Annotated in this window: 24 protein-coding genes; 8 read left to right on the top strand and 16 right to left on the bottom strand. The window is 70.0% G+C overall.

Annotated features, from left to right (window positions below; translation table 11 throughout):
- Positions 1–37 precede the first annotated feature (37 nt).
- The 7 genes from ACNPQM_RS05295 to pdhA form a co-directional block, all read right to left on the bottom strand.
- On the bottom strand, positions 38–1,024 hold the full coding sequence (locus ACNPQM_RS05295) for an NAD(P)H-quinone oxidoreductase (protein WP_418083009.1): 987 nt from the start codon (positions 1,022–1,024) through the stop codon (positions 38–40).
- Between the two features lie 57 nt (positions 1,025–1,081).
- Positions 1,082–2,212: a potassium channel family protein gene (locus tag ACNPQM_RS05290; RefSeq protein ID WP_358856705.1), complete on the bottom strand. Its 1,131-nt coding sequence runs from the start codon at positions 2,210–2,212 to the stop codon at positions 1,082–1,084.
- The gene (locus ACNPQM_RS05285) at positions 2,170–4,191 is read right to left on the bottom strand and encodes a molybdopterin molybdotransferase MoeA (RefSeq protein WP_418083008.1); all 2,022 of its coding nucleotides are present in this window, start codon (positions 4,189–4,191) and stop codon (positions 2,170–2,172) included. The genes ACNPQM_RS05290 and ACNPQM_RS05285 overlap by 43 nt, the downstream gene beginning before the upstream one ends.
- Entirely contained in the window at positions 4,188–5,033 is an 846-nt protein-coding gene (locus ACNPQM_RS05280) for an NTP transferase domain-containing protein (protein WP_418083007.1), read from the bottom strand. Before ACNPQM_RS05280 ends, ACNPQM_RS05285 begins: the two co-directional genes overlap by 4 nt.
- An 84-nt stretch (positions 5,034–5,117) precedes the next feature.
- The gene (locus ACNPQM_RS05275; RefSeq protein WP_418083006.1) at positions 5,118–6,512 is read right to left on the bottom strand and encodes a dihydrolipoamide acetyltransferase family protein; all 1,395 of its coding nucleotides are present in this window, start codon (positions 6,510–6,512) and stop codon (positions 5,118–5,120) included.
- A complete protein-coding gene (locus tag ACNPQM_RS05270) occupies positions 6,512–7,543 on the bottom strand; it encodes an alpha-ketoacid dehydrogenase subunit beta (protein WP_358856701.1) in 1,032 nt (343 codons plus the stop codon). The genes ACNPQM_RS05275 and ACNPQM_RS05270 overlap by 1 nt, the downstream gene beginning before the upstream one ends.
- Complete coding sequence (pdhA, locus tag ACNPQM_RS05265) at positions 7,540–8,712, bottom strand: pyruvate dehydrogenase (acetyl-transferring) E1 component subunit alpha (protein WP_418083005.1); 1,173 nt, start codon at positions 8,710–8,712, stop codon at positions 7,540–7,542. The genes ACNPQM_RS05270 and pdhA overlap by 4 nt, the downstream gene beginning before the upstream one ends.
- Before the next feature lie 263 nt (positions 8,713–8,975).
- Between pdhA and ACNPQM_RS05260 the strand changes: the two genes are divergently transcribed.
- Positions 8,976–9,482, top strand: a complete 507-nt coding sequence (locus tag ACNPQM_RS05260) for an Lrp/AsnC family transcriptional regulator (RefSeq protein ID WP_418083022.1) — start codon at positions 8,976–8,978, stop codon at positions 9,480–9,482.
- A gap of 239 nt (positions 9,483–9,721) precedes the next feature.
- Here the strand turns inward: ACNPQM_RS05260 and ACNPQM_RS05255 are convergent, their stop codons facing one another.
- Together ACNPQM_RS05255 and ACNPQM_RS05250 are read right to left on the bottom strand one after the other, a co-directional pair.
- A complete protein-coding gene (locus tag ACNPQM_RS05255) occupies positions 9,722–10,504 on the bottom strand; it encodes an alpha/beta hydrolase family protein (protein ID WP_418083004.1) in 783 nt (260 codons plus the stop codon).
- A gap of 42 nt (positions 10,505–10,546) precedes the next feature.
- Positions 10,547–11,140, bottom strand: a complete 594-nt coding sequence (locus tag ACNPQM_RS05250; RefSeq protein ID WP_358856697.1) for a TetR/AcrR family transcriptional regulator — start codon at positions 11,138–11,140, stop codon at positions 10,547–10,549.
- Between the two features lie 123 nt (positions 11,141–11,263).
- Here ACNPQM_RS05250 and paaN point away from each other — a divergent pair, with 123 nt between their 5' ends.
- On the top strand, positions 11,264–12,964 hold the full coding sequence (paaN, locus tag ACNPQM_RS05245; RefSeq protein WP_418083003.1) for a phenylacetic acid degradation protein PaaN: 1,701 nt from the start codon (positions 11,264–11,266) through the stop codon (positions 12,962–12,964).
- 186 nt (positions 12,965–13,150) lie between these two features.
- On the opposite strand, the gene ACNPQM_RS05240 is transcribed toward paaN, so the two are convergent.
- From ACNPQM_RS05240 to ACNPQM_RS05230, 3 genes are read right to left on the bottom strand one after another with little or no spacing between them, the layout of a single operon-like run.
- Entirely contained in the window at positions 13,151–13,885 is a 735-nt protein-coding gene (locus ACNPQM_RS05240; RefSeq protein WP_418083002.1) for a TrmH family RNA methyltransferase, read from the bottom strand.
- Positions 13,882–15,150 carry an HTTM domain-containing protein gene (locus ACNPQM_RS05235; RefSeq protein ID WP_418083001.1) on the bottom strand — a complete coding sequence of 423 codons (1,269 nt, stop codon included), beginning with the start codon at positions 15,148–15,150 and terminating at the stop codon, positions 13,882–13,884. Before ACNPQM_RS05235 ends, ACNPQM_RS05240 begins: the two co-directional genes overlap by 4 nt.
- Entirely contained in the window at positions 15,147–15,923 is a 777-nt protein-coding gene (locus ACNPQM_RS05230; RefSeq protein ID WP_418083000.1) for a DUF5819 family protein, read from the bottom strand. Before ACNPQM_RS05230 ends, ACNPQM_RS05235 begins: the two co-directional genes overlap by 4 nt.
- Before the next feature lie 115 nt (positions 15,924–16,038).
- Between ACNPQM_RS05230 and paaA the strand changes: the two genes are divergently transcribed.
- From paaA to ACNPQM_RS05200, 6 genes are all read left to right on the top strand, one after another.
- Positions 16,039–17,154 carry a 1,2-phenylacetyl-CoA epoxidase subunit PaaA gene (gene paaA / locus ACNPQM_RS05225; protein WP_418082999.1) on the top strand — a complete coding sequence of 372 codons (1,116 nt, stop codon included), beginning with the start codon at positions 16,039–16,041 and terminating at the stop codon, positions 17,152–17,154.
- A complete protein-coding gene (gene paaB / locus ACNPQM_RS05220; RefSeq protein ID WP_358856692.1) occupies positions 17,151–17,441 on the top strand; it encodes a 1,2-phenylacetyl-CoA epoxidase subunit PaaB in 291 nt (96 codons plus the stop codon). The genes paaA and paaB overlap by 4 nt, the downstream gene beginning before the upstream one ends.
- Complete coding sequence (gene paaC / locus ACNPQM_RS05215; protein ID WP_418082998.1) at positions 17,438–18,139, top strand: 1,2-phenylacetyl-CoA epoxidase subunit PaaC; 702 nt, start codon at positions 17,438–17,440, stop codon at positions 18,137–18,139. Before paaB ends, paaC begins: the two co-directional genes overlap by 4 nt.
- Positions 18,133–18,639: a 1,2-phenylacetyl-CoA epoxidase subunit PaaD gene (paaD, locus tag ACNPQM_RS05210; protein ID WP_418082997.1), complete on the top strand. Its 507-nt coding sequence runs from the start codon at positions 18,133–18,135 to the stop codon at positions 18,637–18,639. The genes paaC and paaD overlap by 7 nt, the downstream gene beginning before the upstream one ends.
- Positions 18,640–19,698 carry a 2Fe-2S iron-sulfur cluster-binding protein gene (locus ACNPQM_RS05205; protein ID WP_418082996.1) on the top strand — a complete coding sequence of 353 codons (1,059 nt, stop codon included), beginning with the start codon at positions 18,640–18,642 and terminating at the stop codon, positions 19,696–19,698.
- A gap of 187 nt (positions 19,699–19,885) precedes the next feature.
- Positions 19,886–21,073 (top strand): acyl-CoA dehydrogenase family protein, encoded by a 1,188-nt coding sequence (locus tag ACNPQM_RS05200; RefSeq protein ID WP_358856688.1) that lies wholly within the window; start codon positions 19,886–19,888, stop codon positions 21,071–21,073.
- A 52-nt stretch (positions 21,074–21,125) separates the two neighbouring features.
- Here ACNPQM_RS05200 and ACNPQM_RS05195 read toward each other — a convergent pair whose 3' ends face one another.
- From ACNPQM_RS05195 to ACNPQM_RS05180, 4 genes are all read right to left on the bottom strand, one after another.
- On the bottom strand, positions 21,126–21,470 hold the full coding sequence (locus tag ACNPQM_RS05195; RefSeq protein WP_358856687.1) for a rhodanese-like domain-containing protein: 345 nt from the start codon (positions 21,468–21,470) through the stop codon (positions 21,126–21,128).
- A gap of 46 nt (positions 21,471–21,516) precedes the next feature.
- Entirely contained in the window at positions 21,517–22,419 is a 903-nt protein-coding gene (locus ACNPQM_RS05190) for a hypothetical protein (protein WP_358856686.1), read from the bottom strand.
- 58 nt (positions 22,420–22,477) lie between these two features.
- Positions 22,478–23,929 carry a DUF2252 domain-containing protein gene (locus ACNPQM_RS05185; RefSeq protein ID WP_418082995.1) on the bottom strand — a complete coding sequence of 484 codons (1,452 nt, stop codon included), beginning with the start codon at positions 23,927–23,929 and terminating at the stop codon, positions 22,478–22,480.
- A gap of 135 nt (positions 23,930–24,064) precedes the next feature.
- Positions 24,065–25,207 carry a hypothetical protein gene (locus ACNPQM_RS05180; RefSeq protein WP_418082994.1) on the bottom strand — a complete coding sequence of 381 codons (1,143 nt, stop codon included), beginning with the start codon at positions 25,205–25,207 and terminating at the stop codon, positions 24,065–24,067.
- Positions 25,208–25,221: the final 14 nt, after the last annotated feature.

The following is a 25,221-nucleotide window of genomic DNA, read 5'->3' as shown; positions in this document are numbered from 1 at the left end:
CACGAATTCGTGTGCCTGGCCCCGCTGTCCGTATGACTCAGGCTGCCTGCGTCCGCAGAAGCACCTTGCCGATGTGCACACTGGACTCCAGCACCCGGTGGGCCTCCGCCGCGTCGGACATCGGCAGGGTACGATCCACGACCGGCCGGACCACACCACTGCCGATCAGTGGCCACACGTGCTCGCGCACGGCGGCGACGATGGCGGCCTTCTCCGCAAGGGGGCGTCCGCGCAGCGACGTCGCGGTGACGGCAGCCCGCTTGTTCAGCAGGACGCCCAGATTGAGCTCGCCCTTGACGCCGCCCTGCAGACCGATGATGGCGAGCCGACCGCTGACGGCAAGCGCCTTCACATTCCGGTCCAGGTACTTCGCGCCGACGATGTCGAGGATGACGTCCGCGCCCGCCCCGTCCGTCGCCTTCAGCAGCTCCTCGACGAAGTCCTGCTCCCGGTAGTCGATCAGGATGTCGGCCCCCAGCTCCGCGCAGCGGGCAAGCTTCTCCGACCCGCCCGCCGTCACCGCGACCCGCGCGCCCACGGCCTTGGCGAGCTGGATCGCCATCGTGCCGATACCACTGGACCCGCCGTGGACCAACAGTGTCTCGCCGGGGCGCAGATGGGCCACCATGAAAACGTTCGACCAGACGGTCGACGTCACCTCGGGCAGCGCCGCAGCCACCGTCAGGTCGATGCCGTCCGGTACGGGGAGCAGCTGCCCGGCGGGTACGGCGACCTTCTCCGCGTATCCGCCGCCCGCCAGCAGCGCACACACCTCGTCGCCGACGGACCAGCCGATGACACCGGGGCCGATCTCCGTGATCCGGCCGGAGCACTCCAGACCGGGGTAGGGGGACGCGCCGGGCGGCGGGTTGTAGAAGCCCTGCCGTTGGAGCACATCGGCGCGGTTGACCGCGCCGGCCACGACCTCGACGAGGACCTCGCCCTCGCCGGGTACGGGATCGGGGACCTCGGCCCATACGAGCGCGTCGGGGCCACCGGGTTCGGGGATCGTGATCGCATGCATGGCGGCGAGGCTACTCCGTGACGTGGTCGCGCCGGGCGAAGAGGAACCCCCGGACCGTCACTCCCCTTGTCGGCGGGGCGTGTTCAGCGGCGGGGTGTCCGAGACGCGCACGATGGTGATCAGCCGGTCCGTCAGCTGCAACGGGCTGGCCGCCGGGTCGTCGTAACCGAGCAGCCGGTGGCCACGCAGCACGCTGACGACCAGGTCGTCGGTCTCCCGGACGCTCTTGCCGACCTCGGCCTTTATCACCGGCCGTTCGACGAGATCGAGGCCGCTGCCCTGCTGGATCAGGTCCTCCATCACCGTGCCCGCGCTCGGGCTGAGGACCGAGAGACCCAGCAGCCGGCCCGCGGCACTGGCGCTGGTGATCACGGCGTCGGCGCCGGACTGCCGCAGCAGAGGTGCGTTCTCCTCCTCACGCACCGCCGCGACGATCTTCGCGCCACGGTTGAGCTGCCGCGCCGTCAGCGCGACCAGCACCGCCGTGTCGTCGCGCTGGGTGGCGATGATGATCTGACGCGCCTTCTGGAGTTCGGCCCGCAGCAGCACCTCGCTTCGCGTCGCATCCCCGACGACGCCCACGTAACCTTCGGCGTTCGCTGCCTCGATCACCTTGCTCGCCGGGTCGACGATCACGATCTGTTCCTTCTTCAGACCGGTGGCGCAGAGCGTCTGGATCGCCGAACGGCCCTTCGTACCGAAACCGACGACAACGGTGTGGTCACGCAAGTTGGTTCTCCAACGGTTCAGCCGGAAGTCCTCCCGGGTCCGCTCCGTCAGGACCTCAAGGGTGGTGCCGACCAGGATGATCAGGAAGAGCACCCGCAGCGGTGTCACGAGCACCACGTTGGTCAGCCGTGCACTGTCGCTGTACGGAGTGATGTCGCCGTAGCCAGTGGTGGAGAGGGTGACCGTCGAGTAGTAGATGGCGTCGAGCAGGTCCACCGATTCATCTGCGCTGTCGTGGTAGCCGGAACGGTCGGCCCAGACGATCAGTACCGTGACGGCCAGGACTATCAGCGCCATCAACAGCCGTTTGGCGACTTGTCGGAGCGGCCTGTCGACGACACGGCGCGGAAGCATGATCCGGGTGGGGACGACATGCTCGTCGACCCGCCTGGCCATCGCGTCGTGGCCGGGAAGTTTCACGTGAAACACCCTTCCGTCCACGGCGTCGCCGAGGCCCACGGTAGATCGAGAATCTCCACCTCGGTGCCGGACCGTACCCCGCCCGGCGGTACGACCGCCAGCCCGTCGGCGGCGGCGATCCCACGGAGCATGGCCGGACCGTTGTAGTGCAGCGGTACGACGTGTTCGGAGCCCGAGCCCGCACCGACCCGGTGCACGACAGGGACCAGGCGGGTGTCGTGCGGGTGCCCGTGCACCTCGTCGCGCAGGACGACCCGGTACGGATCCTCCACCGGCTGGCCGGCCAGCCCGCGCAGCAGGGGCTCTGCGAGCGTGAGGAGGCCGGAGATGGCGGCGAGGGGGTTGCCGGGCAGCCCGACGAGATACGGGCCCCCGGAGGTCAGCCGGGTCAGCAGCATCGGGTGACCGGGGCGCACGGCGACGCCGTCGACCACCAGCTCCGCGCCGATCTCGGCGAGGACGGGATGGACGTGGTCGACGGGGCCTGCCGCGGTACCGCCGGTGGTGATGACGAGATCGGCGTCGGAGGTGGTGAGGGCATGCCGGAGGGCCTCACGGTCGTCGCCGAGGCGTCGCGGAGCGGAGACCTCGACGCCCATCGCCCGGAGCCAGGGGCCGATCATGGGCCCCAGGGCGTCCCGGATCAGCCCGTCGTGCGGCAGACCGGTGGTGAGCAGTTCGTCTCCGAGGACGAGGACGTCGACGCGCGGGCGGGCGACCGTCAGCAGCTCGTCGTAACCGGCGGCGGCGGACAGCCCGAGGACGGCCGGCGTCACCACCGTTCCGGCGGGCAGGAGCTGATCGCCGGAACGGCACTCCTGGCCACGCGGCCGGATGTCCTGCCCGGGAACCACCTGGCGCTGCGCGTACAACAGCCCCTTGGCCTGGTCGGTGTGAGCGTGTTCGCTCCGGATCACAGCGGTGGCATTGGCCGGGATGCGGGCGCCGGTGGCGATCCGTACGGCATCACCGTCGGGAAGCGGAGCGGTCGCACTGTGCCCGGCCAGAATGCACAGCCCTTGCCCGGCGTCCTCACCTCTTCGGAGAGTCCAAGGGCCGGGTCCGGCAACGACCCAGCCGTCCATGGCGGAAGTGTCGAAGGACGGCAGATCGGCGAGTGCGGCGAGCGGCTCGGCCAGTACGCGTCCGATGGCCCGGTCGAGGGTGAGCCGGACAGTGCGGGGCGAGGCGGACCGCCCGGCCCGCGCGGCGAGAGCGCGGGCCTCGCCCCAGGCGGTGGCATGCCTGCGCTGAACGTCGGCGCGTCGGTCACGGACACGCGGGTCGCGGGCGGATTCAGGGGTGAGGTAGTGGCCGGCACCGTGGTCAGAGACCGGGTGATCACTCGGGCCGGGACCGGGACCAGGACTCTGAACGGGGTCCGGGTCCGATCCCTGCCCGGGTCCTTGACCAGGGACGTGGTCAAGACTCTGGTCAGGACTCTGGCGCGGGCCCGAACCTGATCCCTGTCGGGGACTCTGTTCCGAGAACCCGGCCCGGGGCTGCGGCTGAGCCACGGATCGGGGCTCACGCGGGGAGCGGCGCCCGACCAGCGCGAGCGCCTGGTCGACGGCCCGGTCCTCCTCGGCGGCGCGGGCCCGCTCAGCGGCACAGGCCTCCGCGGCGCGGGCCCGCTCAGCGGCACAGGCCTCCGCGGCGGCACAGACCTGCTCGGCGGCGCGGGCCTCCGCGGCGGCACAGGCGCCTCCGGCGTTCGGGACCTCATCCTCCGCACGAGCCTGACCAGCTGCCGAGGCAGCCCCTGCGACGCCGGCACCCGAGACCGCCTGAGCTTCTCCTGCGACACCTGCCCGGCCGGCATCCGCGGCAACCCGGTCCTGATCCGCTGCGGTGGCCCGGCCGGCCGCCGGAGCCTTCGCGGCGGCACCGGTCTCTCCCGAGGCCGGGGCAGCGGGCTGATCCGCCCCCGAGCGCCTGTTCCCCGGATCCGGAGAAGGTCCGGGGTGCCAGTCGTCGGCCGCGCCCCCGTCGGCCTTGCGGCCTGCGGGCGTCGTCATGGCGTCTCGGCCTCGTCCGCCCAGCGAAGGGCGAGCGCGGCCGCCTTCCGGGCGGCTTCGGCCACGGCCTCGGCTCCGCCGTCGCCACTCGCCTTCGCCGCCGCGTACCCGACCAGGAAGGTCGTCAGGGGCGCGGCGGGCCGGGCCACACTGTGGGCGGCATCACGGGCGAGGTCGAGCAGGACGTCGGTGTCGACGTCGAGTTCGATGCCCAGTTCGTTCTTGACTGCGGTGATCCATTCGTCCAGCACGGTCCCATGGTCTCCGATACGGGCCCGGGCTGCGGCAAGGTCTTCCCAGGTGTCGCAGTCGAAGGAGGCGAGCGGATCGGCCTCGACGCGGGCGAGATCCAGTTCGTGCGTCAGCAGGCGCAGCGGGAGCCCGGCCAGGCTGCCGTGCTCGGCGGCCAGCAGGGCCAGCTCGCGACGGAGCGGCTCGGAACGGTAGACGGCGACCAGCGGCTGGTCCCGCCCGTCCTGATCCACGCACAGCGCCCCGTCACGCTCCCCGTGCGCAGTTGCGGCCAGCAGTTCCTCGACCGTGCTCTCCTCCAGGAACGGCAGATCGGCGGAGAGCACGAGCAGATGCCCGGCCGTCGTGAGCCGCACCCCGGCACTGAGCGCCGCCAACGGCCCGCCGCCCTGCGGCTCCTCGCGCGCCCAGGTCACTGGGCGTATGGTGGGCCGTCGCCCGCCCACCACGACGGTGGCTGCGGCGTCCGGGCAGGCGGCCAGCACCCGGTCGAGCAGCGCCCGGCCGCCCACCCGCAGGGCCGGCTTGTCGGCACCCCCGAGGCGCTTGGCGGCCCCTCCGGCAAGGACGATGGCGTCATACACGGTCATGCCCCGAGTATGAGTGCCACACGCTCCCGTTGATCCTCCCGGCTCCCTTCCTCCTCGTCCTCCTCCGCTTCCTCTCCTCTTCTCCTACAACGTGCGCAGCAGCAGCGCAGGCTGTTCCACGCAGTCGGCCACGTATCGCAGGAAGCCGCCTGCCGTGCCGCCGTCGCAGACCCGGTGGTCGAAGGTCAGCGAGAGCTGAACGACCTGGCGCACAGCCAACTCACCTTGGTGCACCCACGGTTTGGCCACGATGCGACCGACACCCAGCATGGCCGCCTCCGGGTGGTTGATGATCGGCGTCGAACCGTCCACTCCGAACACCCCGTAGTTGTTCAGCGTGAACGTGCCGCCGCTCAGCTCCGCCGGGGTCAGCTTCCCCATCCGGGCAGCCTCGGTCAGCCGGCCGATCTCGGCACCGATCGACTCCACGTTACGGTCCTGCGCGTTCCGCACGACCGGGACGACGAGCCCTCGGTCGGTCTGGGCCGCGAACCCCAAATGGACGTCGGGCAGCCGCACGATCTCCCGCGCGTCCAGGTCCACCGTGGAGTTGAGCTCGGGGAACCGGGCCAGCGCAGCCGTGCAGATACGGGCCAGCAGGGCGAGCACCGACACCTTCGGCCCGGCGGCCGGACCGCCGACGCCGTTCATCGCGGCTCTCGCGGCCATCAGTTCGGTGGCGTCCGCGTCGACCCAGCACGTGGCGTCGGGTATCTCGCGCCGGCTGCGTGCCAACTTGTCGGCGACCGCGCCCCGTACACCGCGCAGCGGAATCCGCTCGCCGGCGAGCCCACGGGCAACCGAAGGGGCCACCGATGCTGCGGACGACACCGAAGCCGACGCCGGGACTGCGGACGCAGGAGCCGACTCCACTGCTCCGCTCGCCGCCGCCCTGATGGCGGATTCGACGTCGGACCGGAGGATCAGACCGTCCCGCCCCGAGCCCGTCAGCTGCCTCAGGTCGAGATCATGCTGCCGCGCCAGCTTCCGGACCAAAGGCGAGATGACCGCCACCGGCCCCGGCTCCTCACCGGGAAAAGCCGCGGGGACCGCCGCTGCGACAGCCCCCCGGGCCGGCTCCGCCGCAGGCACCGTCACGGACCCGGCACCGGTGACCGCCTCGGGCCGAACCCGCCGACGACGCGCCGCCGGTGCCCCCGTCCCGTATCCCACCAGCACATTGCCGGACGCCTCGGCCTCCGCAGCCCCATCAGCGGAGAGTTCTCCCGCAGCGGACCCGACCGCCACCGTCAACAACGGTGCCCCGACCGGAAGTTCCGTGCCCTCCTCGCCGAACCTGGCGGTCACCACACCTCCGTAGGGGCACGGCACCTCCACCATCGCCTTGGCCGTCTCGACCTCGACGACCGGCTGGTCGATGGCGACCACGTCGCCGACCTCCACCAGCCAGCGCACGATCTCCGCCTCGGTCAGTCCTTCGCCGAGGTCGGGCAGCTTGAATTCGAGCACCTGGGTCATCAGCTCTCCGCCTCCCACTGCAGCCGCGCAACCGCGTCGAGCACCCGGTCCACACCCGGCAGATGGTGCCGCTCCAGCATCGGCGGCGGATAGGGGATGTCGAATCCGGCGACCCGCAGCACCGGCGCCTCCAGGTGGTGGAAGCAGCGCTCGGTGATCCGGGCGGCTATCTCCCCGCCGGGGCCGCCGAAGCCGGACGACTCATGGACGACGACCGCGCGACCGGTGCGCCGCACCGAAGCGGCGACCGTCTCGTCGTCGAACGGGACCAGCGAACGCAGATCGACCACTTCGAGGTCCCAGCCCTCCTCGACGGCCGCTTCCGCGGCCTCCAGGCAGACAGGCAGGGACGGCCCGTACGTGATCAGCGTCGCGCTGCGCCCCGGGCGGCGGACGACGGCCCGCCCGATCGGTTCGACGGCCACCGGCGCCTCCGGCGACCAGGCCGCCTTCGACCAGTACAGCCGCTTCGGCTCCAGGAAGACCACCGGGTCGTCGGAGGCGATCGAGGCCCGCAGCAGCCCGTACGCGTCGTCGACCGTGGCGGGCGTGACGACATGCAGGCCGGGCGTGGCCATGTAGTACGCCTCGGACGAGTCGCTGTGGTGCTCGACTCCGCCGATCCCGCCGCCGTACGGCACCCGCACCGTGATCGGCAGCGGCATGGCACCACGGGTCCGGTTCCGCATCTTGGCGACGTGGCTGATGAGCTGCTCGAACGCCGGGTAGGCGAACGCGTCGAACTGCATCTCCACCACGGGCCGCAGTCCGTACATCGCCATACCGACAGCCGTCCCGAGAATGCCTGCCTCGGCCAGCGGCGTGTCTGTACAGCGGTCCTCGCCGAACTCCTTCGCCAGCCCGTCGGTGATCCGGAAGACCCCGCCGAGCGTGCCGACATCCTCACCGAGGACGTGCACCGTCGGGTCCTCGGCCATCGAGTCACGCAGTGCACGCCCCAGAGCCTGCGCCATGGTGGCCGGCTTGGCCTTCTCCGTCTGCTCGCCGGTCACAGCCGCCACCGTCGTCATCGCCTTCCCTCCGCACCACGTGGGCCGCTCTGGCCGTGGTGGTCCTGCTCGGCGTCGAGCTCGACCCGCAACCGGGCCGCCTGCTCGCGCAGTTGCGTGGTCTGTTCCGCGTACACGTGGGTGAAGATGTCCATCGGGTCGAGCACCGGATCGGCGTTCATCCGCTCACGGAGCCCAGCGGCCATCCGCTCCGCGGCCGCGCGGGCCTCCTCGATGCCGTCTTCAGTGAGTAGCCCGCGCCCGGTCAGCTCCCGCTCCAGAAGCTGAATCGGGTCGTGCGCCCGCCACGCCTCCACCTCGCTGTCGACGCGATAGCGCGTGGCGTCGTCGGCGTTCGTATGGGCGTCCATCCGGTATGTCACAGCCTCGACGAGCGTCGGACCGCCTCCGGCCCTGGCCCGCGCCACCGCCTCGCCGAGCACCTGATGCACCGCGGCCGCGTCATTGCCGTCGACCAGCCGGCCCGGCATCCCGTACCCCACCGCCTTGTGCGCCAGGGACGGCGCCGCCGTCTGCTTGGACAGGGGCACGGAGATGGCAAAGCCGTTGTTCTGGACCAGGAAGACCACGGGGGCCCGCCAGACGGCCGCGAAATTCAGACCCTCGTGGAAGTCTCCCTCGCTCGTCCCGCCGTCGCCGACCATGGCGAGCGCGACCACGTCGTCGCCGGCCAGCCGCGCCGCGTGCGCCAGGCCCACGGCGTGCGGGAGCTGGGTGGCGAGCGGGGTGCAGAGCGGGGCGATGCGGTGCTCGCGCGGGTCGTAACCGGTGTGCCGATCCCCTCGCAGCAGGGTCAGTGCCTCGACCGGATCGAGACCGCGCGCGACCGCCGCGAGGGTGTCGCGGTAGCTGGGAAAGAGCCAGTCACGCTCTTCCAGCACCAGCGCCGCCGCTATCTCGCAGGCCTCCTGCCCGGTGCTGGAAGGGTAAACGGCAAGTCGGCCCTGCTTGGTGAGGGCAGTCGCCTGTGCGTTGTATCTCCGGCCGCGCACCAGCTCGGCGTAGAGCCGCAGGAGCAGCTCCGGGTCTGCGTCGGCCGCGGCATCCGTACCGAGCACGCGGTACGGCTCGGGGTCCGGGAGCAGCGGCGCGGGGTCGGTGAGCGGCTTCCAGGCCGGGGGCGGCGTGGGCCGGTAAGCGGCCGCGCCGGGCAGCTCTTGGACCGTCATGACAAGCACCTCCTGGCATCGAGGGGTATCGAGCAGCATCTGGCGATATCGAGGGTCACCCGATATCGAGGCGTGGCTGAATATGTCGAAATGTCGAGCACCTACCGAGGCTCGGATGTGGTGTGCCTCACCTACCGATTGTTCGGTCGCGAACGCATTTTGGCTACAGGCACCGTCAGCCTGTGGACAAACGGTTCTCCACAGCCTGGGATAGGGGCAGGTCGTCCAGGGCAGGGAGGCACGGGGACATGGCAGCTGAACAAATGGCCGACGGAGCCGAGGACCCTGGCCGGGTTCCGCCCGCGCGGCCCCTCGACGCCATCGACCGCGACATCCTCCGGCTGCTTCAGACGGACGGCCGCGCCTCGATACGGTCAGTGGCCGACCGCGTCCATGTGTCGCGCGCCAATGCCTACGCCCGGATCAACCGGCTCATCGACGACGGGGTGATCCGCGGCTTCAGCGCGCGGGTGGATCATGAGCGGGCGGGACAGGGCGCCTCCGCGTACATCACGCTCAAGATCGTCCAGAACACCTGGCGAACGGTGCGCGAGCAGCTCCAGGCACTGCCAGGGGCTACCCACATCGCACTGGTCAGCGGCGATTTCGACGTACTGCTGCTCGTGCACACACCGGACAACCGGTCGCTGCGCGAGCTCGTCCTGACCAGGATCCAGGCCATCCCCGAGGTGCTCTCCACCCGCACGCTGCTGGTGTTCGAGGAGACGGACCTGGACCCGGGACCCGAGCGCCCCACCGAGCTGACCTAGGACGTGTTTCGAGAGGAGGCCGTGTTTCGAAAGGAGCGTCGTCCGCCCGCAGGGCGTGCCAGGCGGCGTCTGGTGCGTGCGACCGCAAGGCAGCCGGACGTCCTGGGGTGGGGTCTCCCCTGCTCGAACGAAGCTCAGAGCCTGGGGAAGGAGCTACCAGGGCTCTCGGCCAACGCAGCGAGCGGGCGTGCCGGTTGGCGCGACGGGGCAGCGCTTGCCAGGAGGGACACCAGGGCCTCTCACGAACCGTATTTCTTGAGGAACGCCCGTACCGCGGCCCAGTTCTCCTGGCTGTTGAGCAACGCCACTCCGTGCTCACCGGCGCCCTTGACGTAGATCAGCTTGTGCTCCGCCGACTTCGTGCTCGCCCGGTTCAGCGCCTTCGCATCGTCCCCGAAGTACTCGTCGTACTCGGCGGCCATGTAGAGCACCGGCACGGTCAGCTTGGGCACGGCGCCCAGCGCATTCATTCCGGAGTACAGCGTCGGCGCGGAGAGCGAGACCACTGCGTCCGGCTGCGGCTGCAGCTCCGGCGCCGCGGTGAGCACGGCGGTACCCCCCTTGGAGGCCCCCATGAGCAGCAGCTTCTTCGCGCCCTTGCCGCGCAGATACCCGGCCGCCCCGACGATCTCGGAGACCTCCTGGCCCGCCGAATTGACCGCAAGCACCCGATAGCCGGCCCGGTGCAGCTCGTCGGCCTTGTCCTTCCACTGGCAGGCGGTGCCGTCGGACTGGTGGGCCAGCACGATCCCCGCGCCTGTCCCGGCGCCGCTCGCACCGCCCGGCATATAGCCGCCGGTCTCGGTGGAGCCGGCGGACGTGAAGGTGATGGACGCCGCCTCGGCCGATGTCAGACAGCCGAAGTCATCAGGCGGCCGGGCCTCCTCACTCGCGTCCGCCCCCTTCTCGGCACCGCTGCCACCGGTGTCGCCACTGCCACCCCCTCCGCAGCCGGTCAGCGGCACGGCGGCAAGCAACGTGACAGCAGACAGGAACCCGGGAACACGAAGGAAGGCAGCCATGCCGAAGGCATGGTGGTCTGGACCTGTTCCGCCGTCAACGGTTCAGCGGTCGGAACGCATCCCCTCGAAGGCCAGCTGGACGACCGTGTCCGCCAGCTGCTCCCCCTCGGCGTCGCCCCCCGGCTGCGGCCGGTACCACTCCACCAGAGAGTTGACCATCCCGAAGAGCAGCCTCGTCGCCAGCCGTATGTCCATGTCGGAGCGGAGATCGCCGTCCGCGACGGCCGCCTGCAGCAGTTCGGCCACCCGATGGTCGAACTCACGCCGGCGCTCCATGGCCCAGCGCTCCGCCTTTGTATTGCCCCGTACGCGCAGCAGCAGCGTGACGTAGGGCAGTTCGGCTATCAGCACCTCGACGGTACGTCGCGTGACGTACTCGACCCGCACGATCGCGCGCCCGCGCGTCGCACCCGGCTCGTCGAGAATCCCGAAGAGCCCGTCCAGCGCCCGGCTGACCGCGCGCCGCAGCAGCTCCTCCTTGCCCGTGACGTGGTGATAGATGGACGATTTGGAGATGCCCGCCGCTTTGGACAGGTGCTCCATGGACGTGCCGTCGTAACCGCGCTCGTTGAAGACACGGACGGCGACGGTGAGGAGAGTCTCCGGGGTGTACGTGTCCCGCTTGGCCGTGGTCATGTCCGCGATCCTCCCCTACGAGTTGTCCACAGGTTTCGTGGGGCCCCTTGTCCCGACCGATCGTTCGGTTACTCTAACTCTGTCCGCCCGTCCCTGCCCAGCTCGATGAGGAGTTGGTCCGCCATGGCCGCCGAGCTCTCCCCGCACCTGCTGTCCGAGAAGCACCGCCCCACGCTCGACCAGGCCCTCGACGCGATCCGCACCCGCGCGTACTGGTCTCCGCACCCTGAGCACCCGAAGGCGTACGGCGAGGGCGGTGCACCGGGCAGCCTGAGCGCCGCCGAGGGCAAGGCCGCCTTCGACGCCGTACTGCACACCCGGCTCGACCTCGGTCAGCCGGGCACCGACGGCTGGACGGGCGGCGAGACCTCGCCCTACGGACCGGAGATCGGCGTCGAGTATCCGCACGCCGACCTGGATGTGCTGCTTCCGGCGATGCGCGCGGGAATGGCAGCGTGGCGCGAGGCAGGGCCCGAGACGAGGGCGCTTGTCTGTCTGGAGATCCTGGCGCGCATCAGCGCCCGCACCCATGAGTTCGGCCACGCCGTGATGCACACCAGCGGTCAGGCGTTCATGATGGCGTTCCAGGCGGGCGGCCCGCATGCCCAGGACCGCGGCCTGGAGGCGGTGGCGTATGCGTACGAGGAGCAGATCCGCACCCCGCGGACGGCGGACTGGTCCAAGCCGCAGGGCAAGCGCGATCCGCTGCAGCTGCACAAGACGTACATCGCGGCGGGCCGCGGCATCGCGCTGCTGATCGGCTGCAACACCTTCCCCACGTGGAACGGCTATCCGGGACTGTTCGCTTCTCTCGCCACCGGCAATCCCGTCCTGGTGAAGCCGCACCCGCGGGCCGTGCTCCCTCTGGCGCTCACGGTGCAGGTGGCCCGCGAGGTACTGAGCGAGGCCGGCTTCGACCCCAATCTCGTCTGTCTGGCCGCCGAGCGTCCGGGCGAGGGCATCGCGAAGACCCTGGCGGTCCGCCCCGAGATCAAGATCATCGACTACACCGGGTCCACCGCCTTCGGCGACTGGCTGGAGACCAACGCCCGGCAGGCACAGGTCTACACAGAGAAGGCGGGGGTCAACACGATCGTCGTCGACTCCACCGACGACTACCGCGGCATGCTGTCCAACCTGGCGTTCTCCCTCTCCCTGTACAGCGGCCAGATGTGCACCACCCCGCAGAACCTGCTGATCCCCCGGGACGGCATCGCGACGGACGCGGGCAACAAGACGTACGACGACGTGGTGGGCGACATCGCAGCCGCGGTCACCGGTCTGCTCGGCGACGACGCCCGGGCGAACGCCCTGCTCGGCGCGCTGGTCAACCCGGATGTGAAGGCCCGCCTGGAGGCCGCGGCAGGACTGGGCGAAGTCGCCTTGGCCTCGAGGGAGGTGGCCAACCCCGAGTTCCCCGACGCCGTGGTCCGTACCCCGGTCATCGTGAAGCTCGACGGCACGAAGCCGGACGACGAAGCGGCGTATCTGTCGGAGTGCTTCGGACCGGTGGCATTCGCGGTCGCGGTCGACTCGACGGCGGACGCTGTGGAGCTGCTCCGCCGCACGATCCGTGACAAGGGCGCGATGACGGTCGGAGCGTACACGACGTCACCGGAGGTGGAGCGCGCCGTGGAGGACGTCTGCCTGGACGAGTCGGCCCAGCTCTCGCTGAATCTGACGGGCGGGGTCTACGTCAACCAGACCGCGGCGTTCTCCGACTTCCACGGCTCGGGCGGCAACCCTGCGGCCAACGCAGCCCTGTGCGACGGAGCGTTCGTATCAAATCGCTTCCGCATGGTGGAAGTCCGCCGCCAGGCCTGACACGGCCTGCTCCACTCCTCCCGGCTCCAGCCCCTCGGCGTCGCTTGAACTCCTCCGGCGTTTGAGGAGCGGGGCCCGGGGGGCGGAGCCCCCGTTTCGGGAAGGGCGCCCGCTACGGGCAGGGGCGCGAGAGACCCCGCCGAGGGCGCCACTCCGCCGCCCCGCCCGCCCAGTCGGCTCCCGGCCTCAGCCCGCTCCCACGCCTCTCGAAATATCCGCATACCGCTGCACCCACGCATGCATGGCAATGGCCGCCGCGGCCCCCGCGTTGATCGACCGCGTGGATCCGAACTGCGCAATCGAGCACACCATCGTCGCGTGCTTACGCGCCTCCTCGGTCAGCCCCGGCCCCTCCTGCCCGAAGAGCAGCACACAGCGCCGTGGCAGCTCGGTCCGCTCCAGCGGCACCGCCCCCGGCAGATTGTCGATCCCGATGATCGGCAGCCCTTCGGCCGCCGCCCAGACGGTCAGATCCGCAGTGTCGGGGTGATGCCGCACGTGCTGGTACCGGTCGGTGACCATCGCACCGCGCCTGTTCCACCGCCGCCGCCCCACGATGTGGATCTCCTTGGCGAGGAAGGCATTCGCGGTCCGCACCACCGACCCGATATTGAAGTCGTGGCCCCAGTTCTCCACCGCTACGTGGAAGTCGTGCCGCCGAAGATCCAGATCGGCGACGATCGCCTCCCTCGTCCAGTAGCGGTACTCGTCACCGACATTGCGCCGGTCGCCCTGGGCGAGCAGCTCGGGGTCGTACCGCTCACCCTCGGGCCAGGGCAGCGGATGCGGCCCGACGCCGATCTCCGCCCCGAATCCGTCGTCGTACTGCAACGCCTCCGCGGACTGCTCACCGACCCCGAGGCCATCGGCCGACGGACTCTCACTGCTACTGCTCCTACCACTGCCGGTATCACTGCTCACCCGACGAGCGTATGGCCACTGCTTCCGCTGTGCTGCGGTGCCTCCTCCTCGCCGCCCCGCCGCTGCTCGGGCACCCGGCCCGTGCGCGAGAACAGCAGCTGCCGCCCGAGCGTCACCCGTCCGCCCAGCCAGACCAGGAAGACCGTCGGCAGGAAGACGGAGTCGGCGGCGATCATCGCCATCGAGAAGAAGGGCAGCCCGAGCAGCAGAGCGATGCCCGCGTGCTCACACATCATGGCGACGAGCAGGACGTTCTTGACGCGCCGGTTGAAGAGGGTGAAGGGGAAGGCGACCTGCACGATGACCGTGCCGTACGTCAGCACCATGACCATCACGCCATTGGACGCGAGGAGGTCCGACAGGGCGGGCCACGGGGTGAAGTAGTCGAGATTGAGCGGGTAGTACAGCGCCGTGCCATCCTGCCAACGCGATCCCTGGACCTTGTACCAGCCCGCGGTCGCGTAGATCAGACAGACCTCGGCCATGATCACGACGAGAGTGGCGTTGTGCGCGAGGTTGGCGAGGACATCGAGCAGCGTGCGTAGTTCGCTCTGCGGCGCGTAACGGTTCACGGCCCACCAGGCACCGTGCCCGATCCACAGCACCCAGAAGAGAGTCGGCAGCCACCAGGTGCCACCGAGGCCGTCTGTCGCCGTGGCCACAACAAGGGCCAGGCCGAGTACAAGCCACAGAATCGTGCCGGCGACATTCACGGCCGGCCGGGCGCCTCCCGCCCCCGGCTCCTGCTCCGACTCGCCGTCAACCTCTGACTCCGTGCGGCGTGCCCGCGCCGCGCGTCGCGCATCCAGCGACCAGACCTGCCCGCAGCGCGTCAGCACGAGGTAGATCGCCATCAGATGGACGACGTTGTCCCCGCCGTCACCCAGGAAAACGCTGCGGTTCTGCAGCGAGAGCACACCGACCATGAAAAGGACGGACATCGCGCGGGTGTGCCAGCCGACCATCAGCAGTGCGGCGGACAGCAGGACGACCGCATAGACGATCTCGAACCAGGCCGTGCTGTCCGACCACATGAGCACCGAGAGGGACTCATTGCCCGATATGAGCTGCTTCGCCATGTCCCAACGCCATGGGGCGTCGGGGCCGTACATCTCATGGCGGTGCGGCAGCTCACGCAGCAGGAACAGCAGGTACGTGGCGGAGAAACCGATCCGGACAATGGCGCTCTGATACCGGCCGAGGGCCGAGGAGGTGATGCGCTGCACGCCGCCGGCGAGCTTGTGGCCTGGGGTAGCCGTACTCACTTGACCGCCTCCTTGGCGTTCCCGGGGAGGTCGGCGGGGGTGACGGTCCACCACGGCAGCACCCGGTAGTTCGGCTTGGTGCTGATCTTCTCCGTGCTCCACGGCGGCGCGGAGACGGAACGCACCTCGGAGCGGACCTGGATGCGCTCGACGGTGCCGCCGTAGTCGTGCTCGCCGAGGCGCAGCATCACGATGCGGCGGATGTAGCGCTCGGAGAGAGCACCGCGCAGTCCGTTCGGGCGGTTCTGGATGTCGTGGGAGTTGAGATAAAAGTCCCAGGCACGGCGGAGCTGGTTCTGGTGGATGTGACTGGGGAGGAGATTGCCTCGTATCCCTCTGCCGTCCTCGACCGAGAGACTCATCCACTGAGTGGTGCGACGACCGTCCGGACCGGCTATCTCGGCCCGTACGTGCACAGCGACGTTCTGCTGGAGCGGATTGGGAGCGAAAAGCTTCCAGTTCTGCTCGAACTCGGGATAGACCCAGTCGTCGACCGCTTTGCCGTGCTGCTTGGTCAGCGTGTTGGACGGGGCGACGTGCAGAAACACCATGGCCAGATGGGTGCAGGCAATCATCCCGATGACCGACAGCGCGATGGCGGCCACGATCTGGTACGGAAGGGACAGTCCGGCGATACCGGAGCGCACCGGCGCGGGAGCTCCGGCGGATTCAGCGGGCGGTGCCGTAAGCAGACGCAGGTCCGAACCCGGGTCCACCCCCGGACCACCGCTCCCGTTCCCGTCTCCGACGCCCCTGTCGTCGTACGAATCCATCCCGCCCCGATCCCCGTCGATCCCCGGTCAGTTATCCACAGGGTTGACACCCTACGGGCCACCGACTCACCATTGAAGTCAACTAACCGAACGATCGGTCGGTAGGGAGTCCGGGATGGCGGCAGTGACTACGGACCAGACAGCGCAGGGCCAGGCGCGAGGGACCCCGCAGGCGACAGCAGGTGCGCCCGATGGGCCTGCGGGGGCGGACGCGGCTCAGCAAGCAGCCTTCGACGCCGCGGTGGCGGCCGACGAGCGCATCGAGCCGCGCGACTGGATGCCGGACGCGTACCGGGCCTCGCTGGTCAGGCAAATGGCCCAGCACGCCCACTCCGAAATCATCGGCATGCAGCCCGAGGCCAACTGGATCAGCCGCGCGCCCTCGCTGCGCCGCAAAGCGATCCTGATGGCGAAGGTGCAGGACGAGGCGGGACACGGGCTGTATCTCTACAGCGCGGCGGAAACGCTGGGGACGAGCCGCGAGGAAATGCTGGACAAGCTCCACGCGGGCCGCCAGAGGTATTCGTCAATCTTCAATTACCCCACGCTGACCTGGGCGGATGTCGGCGCGATCGGCTGGCTGGTGGACGGCGCCGCGATCACCAACCAGGTGCCGCTCTGCCGCTGCTCGTACGGCCCCTACGCACGGGCCATGGTCCGTATCTGCAAGGAGGAGTCCTTCCACCAGCGCCAGGGGTACGAGCTGTTGCTCACCCTCGGCCGCGGGACCCCGGAGCAGCGCGAGATGGCGCAGGATGCGGTGAACCGCTGGTGGTGGCCGTCCCTGATGATGTTCGGCCCGCCGGACGACGCATCGGCGCACTCGGCGCAGTCGATGACCTGGAAGATCAAGCGGCATTCCAACGACGAGCTGCGGCAGCGGTTCGTCGACATCTGTGTCCCGCAGGCCGAGGTGCTGGGGCTCACCCTCCCGGACCCGGACCTCCGGTGGAACGAGGAGCGCGGACAGCACGACTTCGGGGCGATCGACTGGACGGAGTTCCAGGAGGTCCTGAAGGGCAACGGCCCGTGCAACGAACAGCGCCTCACACAGCGGCGCCGGGCACACGAAGAGGGCGCCTGGGTTCGGGACGCGGCGGCTTCGTACGCGCTCAAGCACCCCGCACCGACGCGCCACGCGCACACACCGACCCACATCGCAGAGGCCCCGCACGCGGACATGCCCGAGACAGACATGCACACCTCACCGAACGCGGAGGCGACGGCATGAGCAGCTCGACCGACTGGCCGCTCTGGGAGGTGTTCGTGCGCTCGCGGCGCGGCCTCTCCCACACCCACGCGGGCAGCCTGCACGCCCCGGACGCCGAGATGGCCCTGCGCAACGCCCGCGACCTGTACACACGCCGTTCCGAGGGCGTCTCCATCTGGGTGGTGCGATCCACGGAGATCACGGCCTCCTCACCGGACGAGAAGGACTCGTTCTTCGAGCCGGCGGGCGACAAGCCCTACCGGCACCCCACGTTCTACGAGATCCCGGAAGGGGTGAAGAACCTGTGACCGCGGCCCTCGCCCTGGGCGACGACGCGCTGGTGCTCTCCCACCGGCTGGGGGAGTGGGCAGGCCACGCGCCCGTGCTGGAGGAGGAGGTGGCCCTCGCCAACATCGCCCTGGACCTCCTGGGACAGGCCCGGGTGCTGCTCTCGCTCGCCGGGGACGAGGACGATCTGGCGTTCCTGCGCGAGGAGCGCGCTTTTCGCAACGTCCAGCTGGTCGAACAGCCCAACGGCGACTTCGCCCACACCATCGCCCGCCAGTTGTACTTCTCCGTCTACCAGCGGGGGCTGTACGAGCAACTGGCTTCCGGCGGGGACGAGTTCGCCGGGCTGGCCGCGAAGGCCGTCAAGGAGGTCGCGTACCACCAGGACCACGCCACGCACTGGACGCTCCGGTTGGGCGACGGCACGGAAGAAAGTCACCAGCGGATGCAGCGCGGGGTGGATGCGCTGTGGCGGTTCACCGGTGAACTGTTCCAGCCGGTCGAGGGAGTGGAGACCGACTGGCCGTCGCTGCACTCCGACTGGCTGGCCACCGTCACCGGCGTCCTGCAGCAGGCGACGCTGACGGTGCCGACCGGTCCGCAGTCCGGGGCCTGGGCGGCCGGGGCAGGCCGGCAGGGCATCCATACGGAACCTTTCGGGCGGATGCTCGCCGAGATGCAGCATCTGCACCGCAGCCACCCGGGGGCGTCATGGTGACCGGCGCGCTGCTGGAAGAGGAGGTGCGCAGGCTCGCCGGGTCCGTGCCCGACCCCGAGCTGCCTGTGCTCACCCTGGAAGAGCTGGGCGTGCTCCGCGGAGTGGAGGTGCTCGCCCCGGGCAAAGTCACCGTCCGCCTCACCCCGACATACACCGGCTGCCCGGCGATCGAAGCGATGTCGGCCGATATCGAGCAGGTGCTGCATGACCACGGCATACCGGAGGTCTCCGTGGTCACTGTGCTCGCACCGGCCTGGTCGACCGACGACATCAGCGCGGAGGGGCGGCGCAAGCTCGCCGAGTTCGGCATAGCACCCCCGCGCCCACATGATGCCGGCACCGGGTCCGGCGGACCGGTGCCGCTCACCCTCTCGGTGCGCTGCCCGCACTGCGGCTCCACGGACACGGAGCTGCTGAGCCGGTTCTCCTCCACCGCCTGCAAGGCGCTGCGCCGCTGCGCGAGCTGCCGTGAACCGTTCGACCACTTCAAGGAGTTGTAGATGTTCCATCCGCTCCGGGTCCGAGCGATCGAGCGGCTGACCGACGACTCGGTGGCCGTGACCTTCGCGGTGCCCCCTGAGCTGCGCGAGACCTTCCGCCACAAGCCAGGGCAGCATCTCAATGTGCGCTACGCGGTCCGGGGCGAAGAGATCCGGCGTTCGTACTCGATCTGCACCCCGGCCGCCGAGGCCCCAGCCGATCCCGAGCTGAAGGTGGGCATCCGCCTGGTCGACGGCGGCGCGTTCTCCACGTACGCCCTCAAGGAACTCGCCGTCGGCGACCAGGTCGAAGCGATGCCCCCGATGGGACGCTTCGTGCTCACGCCCCGCGCCGGTCACTACGCGGCGATCGTCGGCGGCAGCGGTATCACCCCGGTGCTGTCGATCGCGTCGACTCTGCTGGCCCGTGAGCCCGAGGCCCGGTTCTGTCTGATCCGGAGCGACCGGACGGCCGCCTCAACGATGTTCCTGGACGCGGTCGCCGACCTCAAGGACCGCTACCCGGACCGCTTCCATCTCGTGACAGTGCTCTCCCGCGAGGAGCAGCAGGCAGGCCTCCCGTCCGGTCGGCTCGACCGGGAGCGGCTGACCGGGCTGCTGCCGGCGCTCCTGTCGGTGGGAGAGGTGGACGGCTGGTATCTCTGTGGGCCGTTCGGCCTGGTCCGCGCGGCAGAGGGTGCGCTGCACGGCCTCGGCGTCGACCGGGCCCGTATCCATCAGGAGATCTTCCACGTCGACGACGGCCCAGCCGCTCCCACCCGCACGCGCGTCGAGGCGCCCGCACACAGCACGCTCACCGCGACACTGGACGGACGCTCGGGCAACTGGCCGGTCCAGGACGGCGAATCGCTGCTGGAAACGGTTCTGCGCAGCCGTTCCGACGCTCCGTACGCCTGTAAGGGCGGGGTGTGCGGGACGTGCAGGGCGTTCCTCGTCTCGGGCAAGGTCCGGATGAACCGCAACTTCGCGCTGGAGCCGGAAGAGACAGGGGCGGGCTATGTGCTCGCCTGCCAGTCGCATCCGCTGACACCGGAGGTGGAACTCGACTTCGACCGCTGACTCCTCGGATCACTCGGATCCCACCGGGTTCGATTGGGTTTCCTCGGAACCTCCCCGAATCTCCTCGGATCTCCGGGTCTCCTGGATCGCCGCCTCCTTTCCCTGTTCCCTTCTCATAGAACCTGTTCTATCTTGACGTCCCGTCAGGTTCGTTTACGGGCACAGCGGTTCGCGGGAGGTCAGTGCAGTGGACTTCACCTTCACCGAGGAGCAGCAGGCAGCCGTCGAGGCGGCAAGGGCGGTCTTCTCGGGCGTCGAGCCCGACGGAGTGCCCAGCCCCGCGCTCACTCCGGGAGCGGTGGCCGAGGACATCGACCGGTCCGTGTGGGCGGGGCTGGCCGCAGGTGACCTGCTGAGCTTGACGCTGGCACCGGAATACGGCGGGGCCGGGCTCGACGCGGTCGCGCTCTGCCTGGTCCTGCGCGAATCGGCGAAGGTGCTCGCCCGGGTGCCGCTGCTGGAGACCTGCGCGGTCGCGATGACGATCCAGCAGCACGGCGACCCTGGCCTGGCAGCCGAGCTGCTGCCCCGCGTCGGCCGGGGCGAGGTGGTCCTCACCGTCGGGGCCAACGGCCGCACCGGCCACGATCCGGCCGAGCTCGCCGTCACCGCCCGCCGGGACCTTGCGGGAAGGGCCGGCCAGGACCATGACCGGTTCAGCGACGAGGACGGCGAAAGCGCGGGCTGGGTGCTCAACGGAGTGCAGTCGGGGGTGCCGTGGGCCCAGTCCGCGGACTGGATCGCGGTGCCGGCCCACACGGACGAGGGCCTGGCCGTACTGGCACTGGTCCGCCGCACGGCCGAGGGCGTCGCACTCGCCGAACAGGTCTCCACGAGCGGTGAGTTGTTCGCCGAGGTCCAGCTGGACACGGTTCAGATCGAGAACAGCGCGCTGATCAGTACGCCGGGTGCCTGGGAGTGGCTGCGCACCCTGCTCACCACTGGAACCTGCGCGTTCGCGCTGGGTCTCGGCGAGGCCGTGCTCGCCATGACAAGCGAATACACCGGAAAGCGCGAGCAGTTCGGGTATCCCGTCGCAACGTTTCAGTCCGTCGCTGTCCAGGCAGCGGACCGGTACATCGATCTGCGGGCCATGGAAGTGACCCTCTGGCAAGCTGCCTGGCGGATCTCCACCGGTGCGCCCGGAACACTGCCCGTCGCCGGCGATGTCGCGGTGGCGAAGATCTGGGCGTCGGACGGGGTCCGTCGGCTCGTGCAGACCGCCCAGCATCTGCATGGCGGCTTCGGCGCGGACACCGACTACCCGCTGCACCGGTTCCACGCCTGGGCGAAGCAGATCGAGCTGTCGCTCGGCCCCGCGGCGATGCACGAAGAGGCACTGGGCGACCTGCTGGCCACCCACCCCCTCGGCTGAGACCCCCGGCCCGCTCCGGCTCCCACCGGAGCGCGGGAGGATCCCTGCCAGATCAGAGAACGAAGGCCGGGTTGTCGTTGTCCGTGACCATCGGGCGCCCGGCACCGTCCCAGGCAAGCATCCCGCCGTCGACGTTCACGGCGTCGATGCCCTGCTGCACCAGGTACTGAGTGACCTGGGCGGACCGGCCGCCGACCCGGCACATCACATGCACGCGCCGGCCGTCCTCCGCCGCCTCGGTCACCTCACCGAAGCGGCCGACGAAGTCACTCATCGGAATGTGCAGGGCACCATCGACGTGCCCCGCCGCCCATTCGTCGTTCTCCCGGACGTCCAGCACAAGACCGTCCGACGGCACCGCCGCGACGTCCACCGAGGGCAGCGGGGCGAAATTCATGGGTCATGCCTTCTCTCGTACGTACGCTCCGGACTTACCGGAAACGCTACTGCACCAGACCTGCCAGCTCCGCCTCTCGCTGCGAGACCTCACCCAGCAGCTGTTCGGCGATCTCGTCGAGCAGCCGGTCCGGGTCGTCGGGCGCCATCCGCAGCATGGCCCCGATCGCGCCCTCCTCCAGCTCCTGGGCAAGCACCGTCAAAAGTTCCTTGCGCTGGGTCAGCCAGTTCAGCCGAGCGTAGAGCTCCTCGCTCTCGCTGAGCTCCGCCTGCGGTGGAACCGGCCCCGCCGCCCACTCCTGCGCCAGTTCCTTCAGCAGGGCCTCGTCGCCACGCCCGTAGGCGGCGTTGACGCGGGTGATGAACTCGTCCCGGCGCGCCCGCTCCGTCTCGTCCTGGGCGAGATCCGGGTGGGCGCTGCGTGCCAGCTCGCGGTAGAGCCGGCGCGCCTCCTCGGTCGGCCGGACCCGCTTGGGCGGCTGCACCGGCTGCTCGGTCAGCATCGCCGCCGCCTCGGGGGACAGCCCGTCGGAGTCGAGCCAGTCGTGGAAAAGCTCGTCGATGCCCGGCATCGGCATCACGAGCGCCCGAGCCTCCTGAGCCCTGCGCAGATCCTCGGGGTCACCGGTCCGAGCGGCTCGGGCCTCCGCGATCTGCGCGTCGAGCTCGTCGAGGCGGGCGTACATCGGGCCGAGCTTCTGGTGGTGCAGCCGGGAGAAGTTCTCCACCTCGACCCGGAAGGTCTCCACCGCGATCTCGAACTCGATCAGCGCCTGCTCCGCCACCCGCACTGCCTTCGCCAGCCGCGCCTCGGGGCGCGCGTCAGCGGCAGCGCCCGCGTCGGCGTCACCCCGAGGGCCATGCTGCTCGTGCTGCTCCTGCTGCCGGTCGTTGTCCTGCCGGTCATCGTCGTTCCGGGTGGTCGGCACCCCGGCGGCTTCGTGGGTCACCCGTCCAGCGTATGACCCCGGACCGTGCCCCGAGGACGCACGGTCGGCGGAACGCCCCTCACACCCCGAGCTCGGCCGCTATTCGCCCCGAACCGACGGCCCGCACCAGCTCCGCGTGATCCGCCTCCGTACGGTCCGCGTACGTCACAGCGAAGCTCGCCACCGCCTCGTCCAGCTCGTCGTTCTTGCCGCAGTAGCCTGCGATCAACCGCGGATCGGCGCTGTGGGCGTGCGCCCTCGCCAGCAGTGCGCCCGTCATCCGCCCGTAGTCGTCGACCTGGTCGGGCGCCAGGGCTGCCGGGTCAACACTGCCCTTGCGGTTCCTGAATTGCCGCACCTGGAACGGCCGCCCCTGCACGGTCGCCCAGCCCAGCAGAATGTCGCTGACCACCTGCATCCGCTTCTGCCCGAGCACCACTCGGTGACCCTCGTGCGCCGTCTCGGGCACCTCGAAACCGACGGCGGGCAGATACGGCGCCAGCGCGGAGGGCCGCGCCTCCTTGACCTGCAGGACCAACGGCTCGCCGCGGTGATCGAGCAACAGCACCACATAAGACCGGGTTCCTACGCTCCCCGTGCCGACCACCCGGAACGCCACGTCATGGATCGCGTAACGCGCGAGCAGCGGCACCCGGTCCTCCGAGATCGTGCCCACGTAGTCGCCGAGCGCCGCCGCGACCGCCGCGGCCTCCGCATCCGGCACTCGCCGCAGCACCGGCGGTGCGTCGACAAAGCGGCGTCCGCTGCCCTCGGCCTCCTCCGTGGACTTGGCGGCGAAGCGGGCGCTGGTGTTCTTACGGGCCTTCTGCGAGACCCGCTCCAGCATGCCGACCAGATCCCGCGCGTCGGTGTGCGAGACGAGTTCCTCGTCGGCGATGGCGTTCCAGGCGTCGAGCGCGGGCAGTCTGGCCAGCAATCGCATCGTCCTCCGGTACGCACCCACCGCGTCGTACGCACCCCGCCGACAGGTGTCCTCGTCCGCCCCGGCCTCACGCCCCGCGAGCACCAGCGAGGTGGCAAGCCGCTTGAGGTCCCACTCCCACGGGCCGAACACGGTCTCGTCGAAATCGTTCAGATCGATGACCAGGCTGCCTCGCGCATCGCCGTACAACCCGAAGTTGGCCGCGTGCGCATCGCCGCAGAGCTGGGCGCCCACCCCGGTCACCGGTGTGCCCATCAGGTCATGGGCCATCAGCCCGGCCGAACCGCGCAGGAACGCGAACGGTGTGGCGGCCATCCGCCCCACCCGGATGGGCGCGAGGCCGGGCACTCGGCCCCGGTTCGACTCCTCGACCGCCTGCACAGCGTCGGGCCGGCCTGAGGGAAGGATCAGCGCATCGTGCGAGGTCCTGGGCACTCGGTCGCGCAGCGCCTTGCCCGTCCGCCTCGGCGACTGCGCCGCGCTGTCCGCCGCAACGGCCGCGCGCTCGGCGAACCCGGGCACGACCGGTATGCGCGGCTCATCCGTCACAACCCGCTGCCTCGGCACTGCCGCTTCGAACTCACCCATGGCGCGCAGCCTTCCCCGCCCTCGCCCGACGTCCTGTCCAACATCAACTGCCGACGACGGTACCGCCGTCCACCAACAGCCGTCTGCCCCTGTGGAAAACCTGACCGAACGCCTGTGAACAGCGTCTTGTCCTGGTCAGACACCCACAGACTCCTCCAGCTCCTCCTCCAGCTCTTCCCTCGCCTCGGCCTCGGTCCGGTACTCCGCCGTCGCCCTGTTCTCCGTGCCCGACCGGTTATCCGACCCGACCCGGTGCCGGGACGAACCCACACCCTGAGCCTGCGCAGCAACCTTCCGCCGCCTCCCCTCGGCCAACCCGGCCGCTCCCATCGCGGCCAGCCCCACCACGAACCAGAGCGTGAGCACCAGCACATGTCCGCCGAGTCCGTACCCATCGAAGTACACATGGCTCCTCGCACCCTCGACGAAGCCCGCGCCGTTCCAGAACGCGTGCAGCGAACCGAAGAAGCCGGGCTGCAGTTCGGGCCGGAAGATGCCGCCGGAGCTGGTGAAGTTCAGCATCACGAACAGCACCATCACGCCGAGCGTCGTCCACCGCTTGAGGAATGTGTGCAGCCCCACACCGATCAGGAGAATGCCCGCCGAGTAGAGCCAGGCCATCGCCCAGAGTCCGCCCAGCCCGTGGTCCACCAGCCCGAACATGGGCCCCGCGAACACGGCCCCGATCACGCTCACCACGAGTGAGGCACCGAGGGCCAGCGCCGCCCTGATCCGCAACGCCAGCACCGCACCCGCACCACCGATCACCGCGACCGACGCGTACGATCCGATGCTCACCGCGACCAGTAGGAAGAAGATCCCCTGACCGGTCGGGTCACCGTCCGCGGTCGGTGCCGTGTCCGTCACTTTCAGCGGGGCTCCCTGCGCGGCCGCCACCTTCGTGAAGACTTTCTCCACCACCGTGGCGCTGGTGTCGGAGGAGGCGCTGGCCACGAGAAGCTCGGGGTGCTTCCCCGGCAGGTAGGCACCGTAACTCGCCTGTGTCTTCAGGTGGTTCACCGCAGCGTCCCGGTCGGGGACGGTACGCACGCTGAGCGCGCCGTCACCCTTGTCCTGCAGCGTCTGCGCCAGCACCTGCGCGCTCGGCCCCGATCCGACCACGTCCACCCGCAGGTCGTGCGGTTCCGGAGCGTGGAACGCGCCCAGGTAGGCGAGCCCCATCCCGATACACATCAGCAGGGGCGTGACGAGATGGCTCAGCACATGGCGCAGGGCAGCGGCGGTCGTGCCGCCGGCGGCACGTGGACCCGTGGACATCGGACTCCAATGGT

The organism is Streptomyces sp. NPDC056231, from assembly GCF_048270745.1.
Classification (GTDB): domain Bacteria; phylum Actinomycetota; class Actinomycetes; order Streptomycetales; family Streptomycetaceae; genus Streptomyces.
The sequence above is the reverse complement of the archived record's forward strand: the minus strand, read 5'-3'. Positions and strand labels throughout refer to the sequence as shown.

Excerpts from the sequence above, each read along its gene's own strand:
- ACNPQM_RS05255 (WP_418083004.1), bottom strand. The coding sequence starts at position 10,504 with ATGGCTGCCTTCCTTCGTGTTCCCGGGTTCCTGTCTGCTGTCACGTTG.
- paaA (WP_418082999.1), top strand. The coding sequence starts at position 16,039 with ATGGCGGCAGTGACTACGGACCAGACAGCGCAGGGCCAGGCGCGAGGG.
- ACNPQM_RS05205 (WP_418082996.1), top strand. The coding sequence starts at position 18,640 with ATGTTCCATCCGCTCCGGGTCCGAGCGATCGAGCGGCTGACCGACGAC.
- ACNPQM_RS05280 (WP_418083007.1), bottom strand. The coding sequence starts at position 5,033 with ATGACCGTGTATGACGCCATCGTCCTTGCCGGAGGGGCCGCCAAGCGC.
- ACNPQM_RS05285 (WP_418083008.1), bottom strand. The coding sequence starts at position 4,191 with ATGACGACGCCCGCAGGCCGCAAGGCCGACGGGGGCGCGGCCGACGAC.
- ACNPQM_RS05250 (WP_358856697.1), bottom strand. The coding sequence starts at position 11,140 with ATGACCACGGCCAAGCGGGACACGTACACCCCGGAGACTCTCCTCACC.
- paaB (WP_358856692.1), top strand. The coding sequence starts at position 17,151 with ATGAGCAGCTCGACCGACTGGCCGCTCTGGGAGGTGTTCGTGCGCTCG.
- ACNPQM_RS05195 (WP_358856687.1), bottom strand. The coding sequence starts at position 21,470 with ATGAATTTCGCCCCGCTGCCCTCGGTGGACGTCGCGGCGGTGCCGTCG.
- ACNPQM_RS05270 (WP_358856701.1), bottom strand. The coding sequence starts at position 7,543 with ATGACGACGGTGGCGGCTGTGACCGGCGAGCAGACGGAGAAGGCCAAG.
- ACNPQM_RS05295 (WP_418083009.1), bottom strand. The coding sequence starts at position 1,024 with ATGCATGCGATCACGATCCCCGAACCCGGTGGCCCCGACGCGCTCGTA.
- ACNPQM_RS05180 (WP_418082994.1), bottom strand. The coding sequence starts at position 25,207 with ATGTCCACGGGTCCACGTGCCGCCGGCGGCACGACCGCCGCTGCCCTG.
- pdhA (WP_418083005.1), bottom strand. The coding sequence starts at position 8,712 with ATGACGGTCCAAGAGCTGCCCGGCGCGGCCGCTTACCGGCCCACGCCG.
- ACNPQM_RS05185 (WP_418082995.1), bottom strand. The coding sequence starts at position 23,929 with ATGGGTGAGTTCGAAGCGGCAGTGCCGAGGCAGCGGGTTGTGACGGAT.
- ACNPQM_RS05260 (WP_418083022.1), top strand. The coding sequence starts at position 8,976 with ATGGCCGACGGAGCCGAGGACCCTGGCCGGGTTCCGCCCGCGCGGCCC.
- paaD (WP_418082997.1), top strand. The coding sequence starts at position 18,133 with ATGGTGACCGGCGCGCTGCTGGAAGAGGAGGTGCGCAGGCTCGCCGGG.
- ACNPQM_RS05275 (WP_418083006.1), bottom strand. The coding sequence starts at position 6,512 with ATGACCCAGGTGCTCGAATTCAAGCTGCCCGACCTCGGCGAAGGACTG.
- ACNPQM_RS05230 (WP_418083000.1), bottom strand. The coding sequence starts at position 15,923 with ATGGATTCGTACGACGACAGGGGCGTCGGAGACGGGAACGGGAGCGGT.
- paaN (WP_418083003.1), top strand. The coding sequence starts at position 11,264 with ATGGCCGCCGAGCTCTCCCCGCACCTGCTGTCCGAGAAGCACCGCCCC.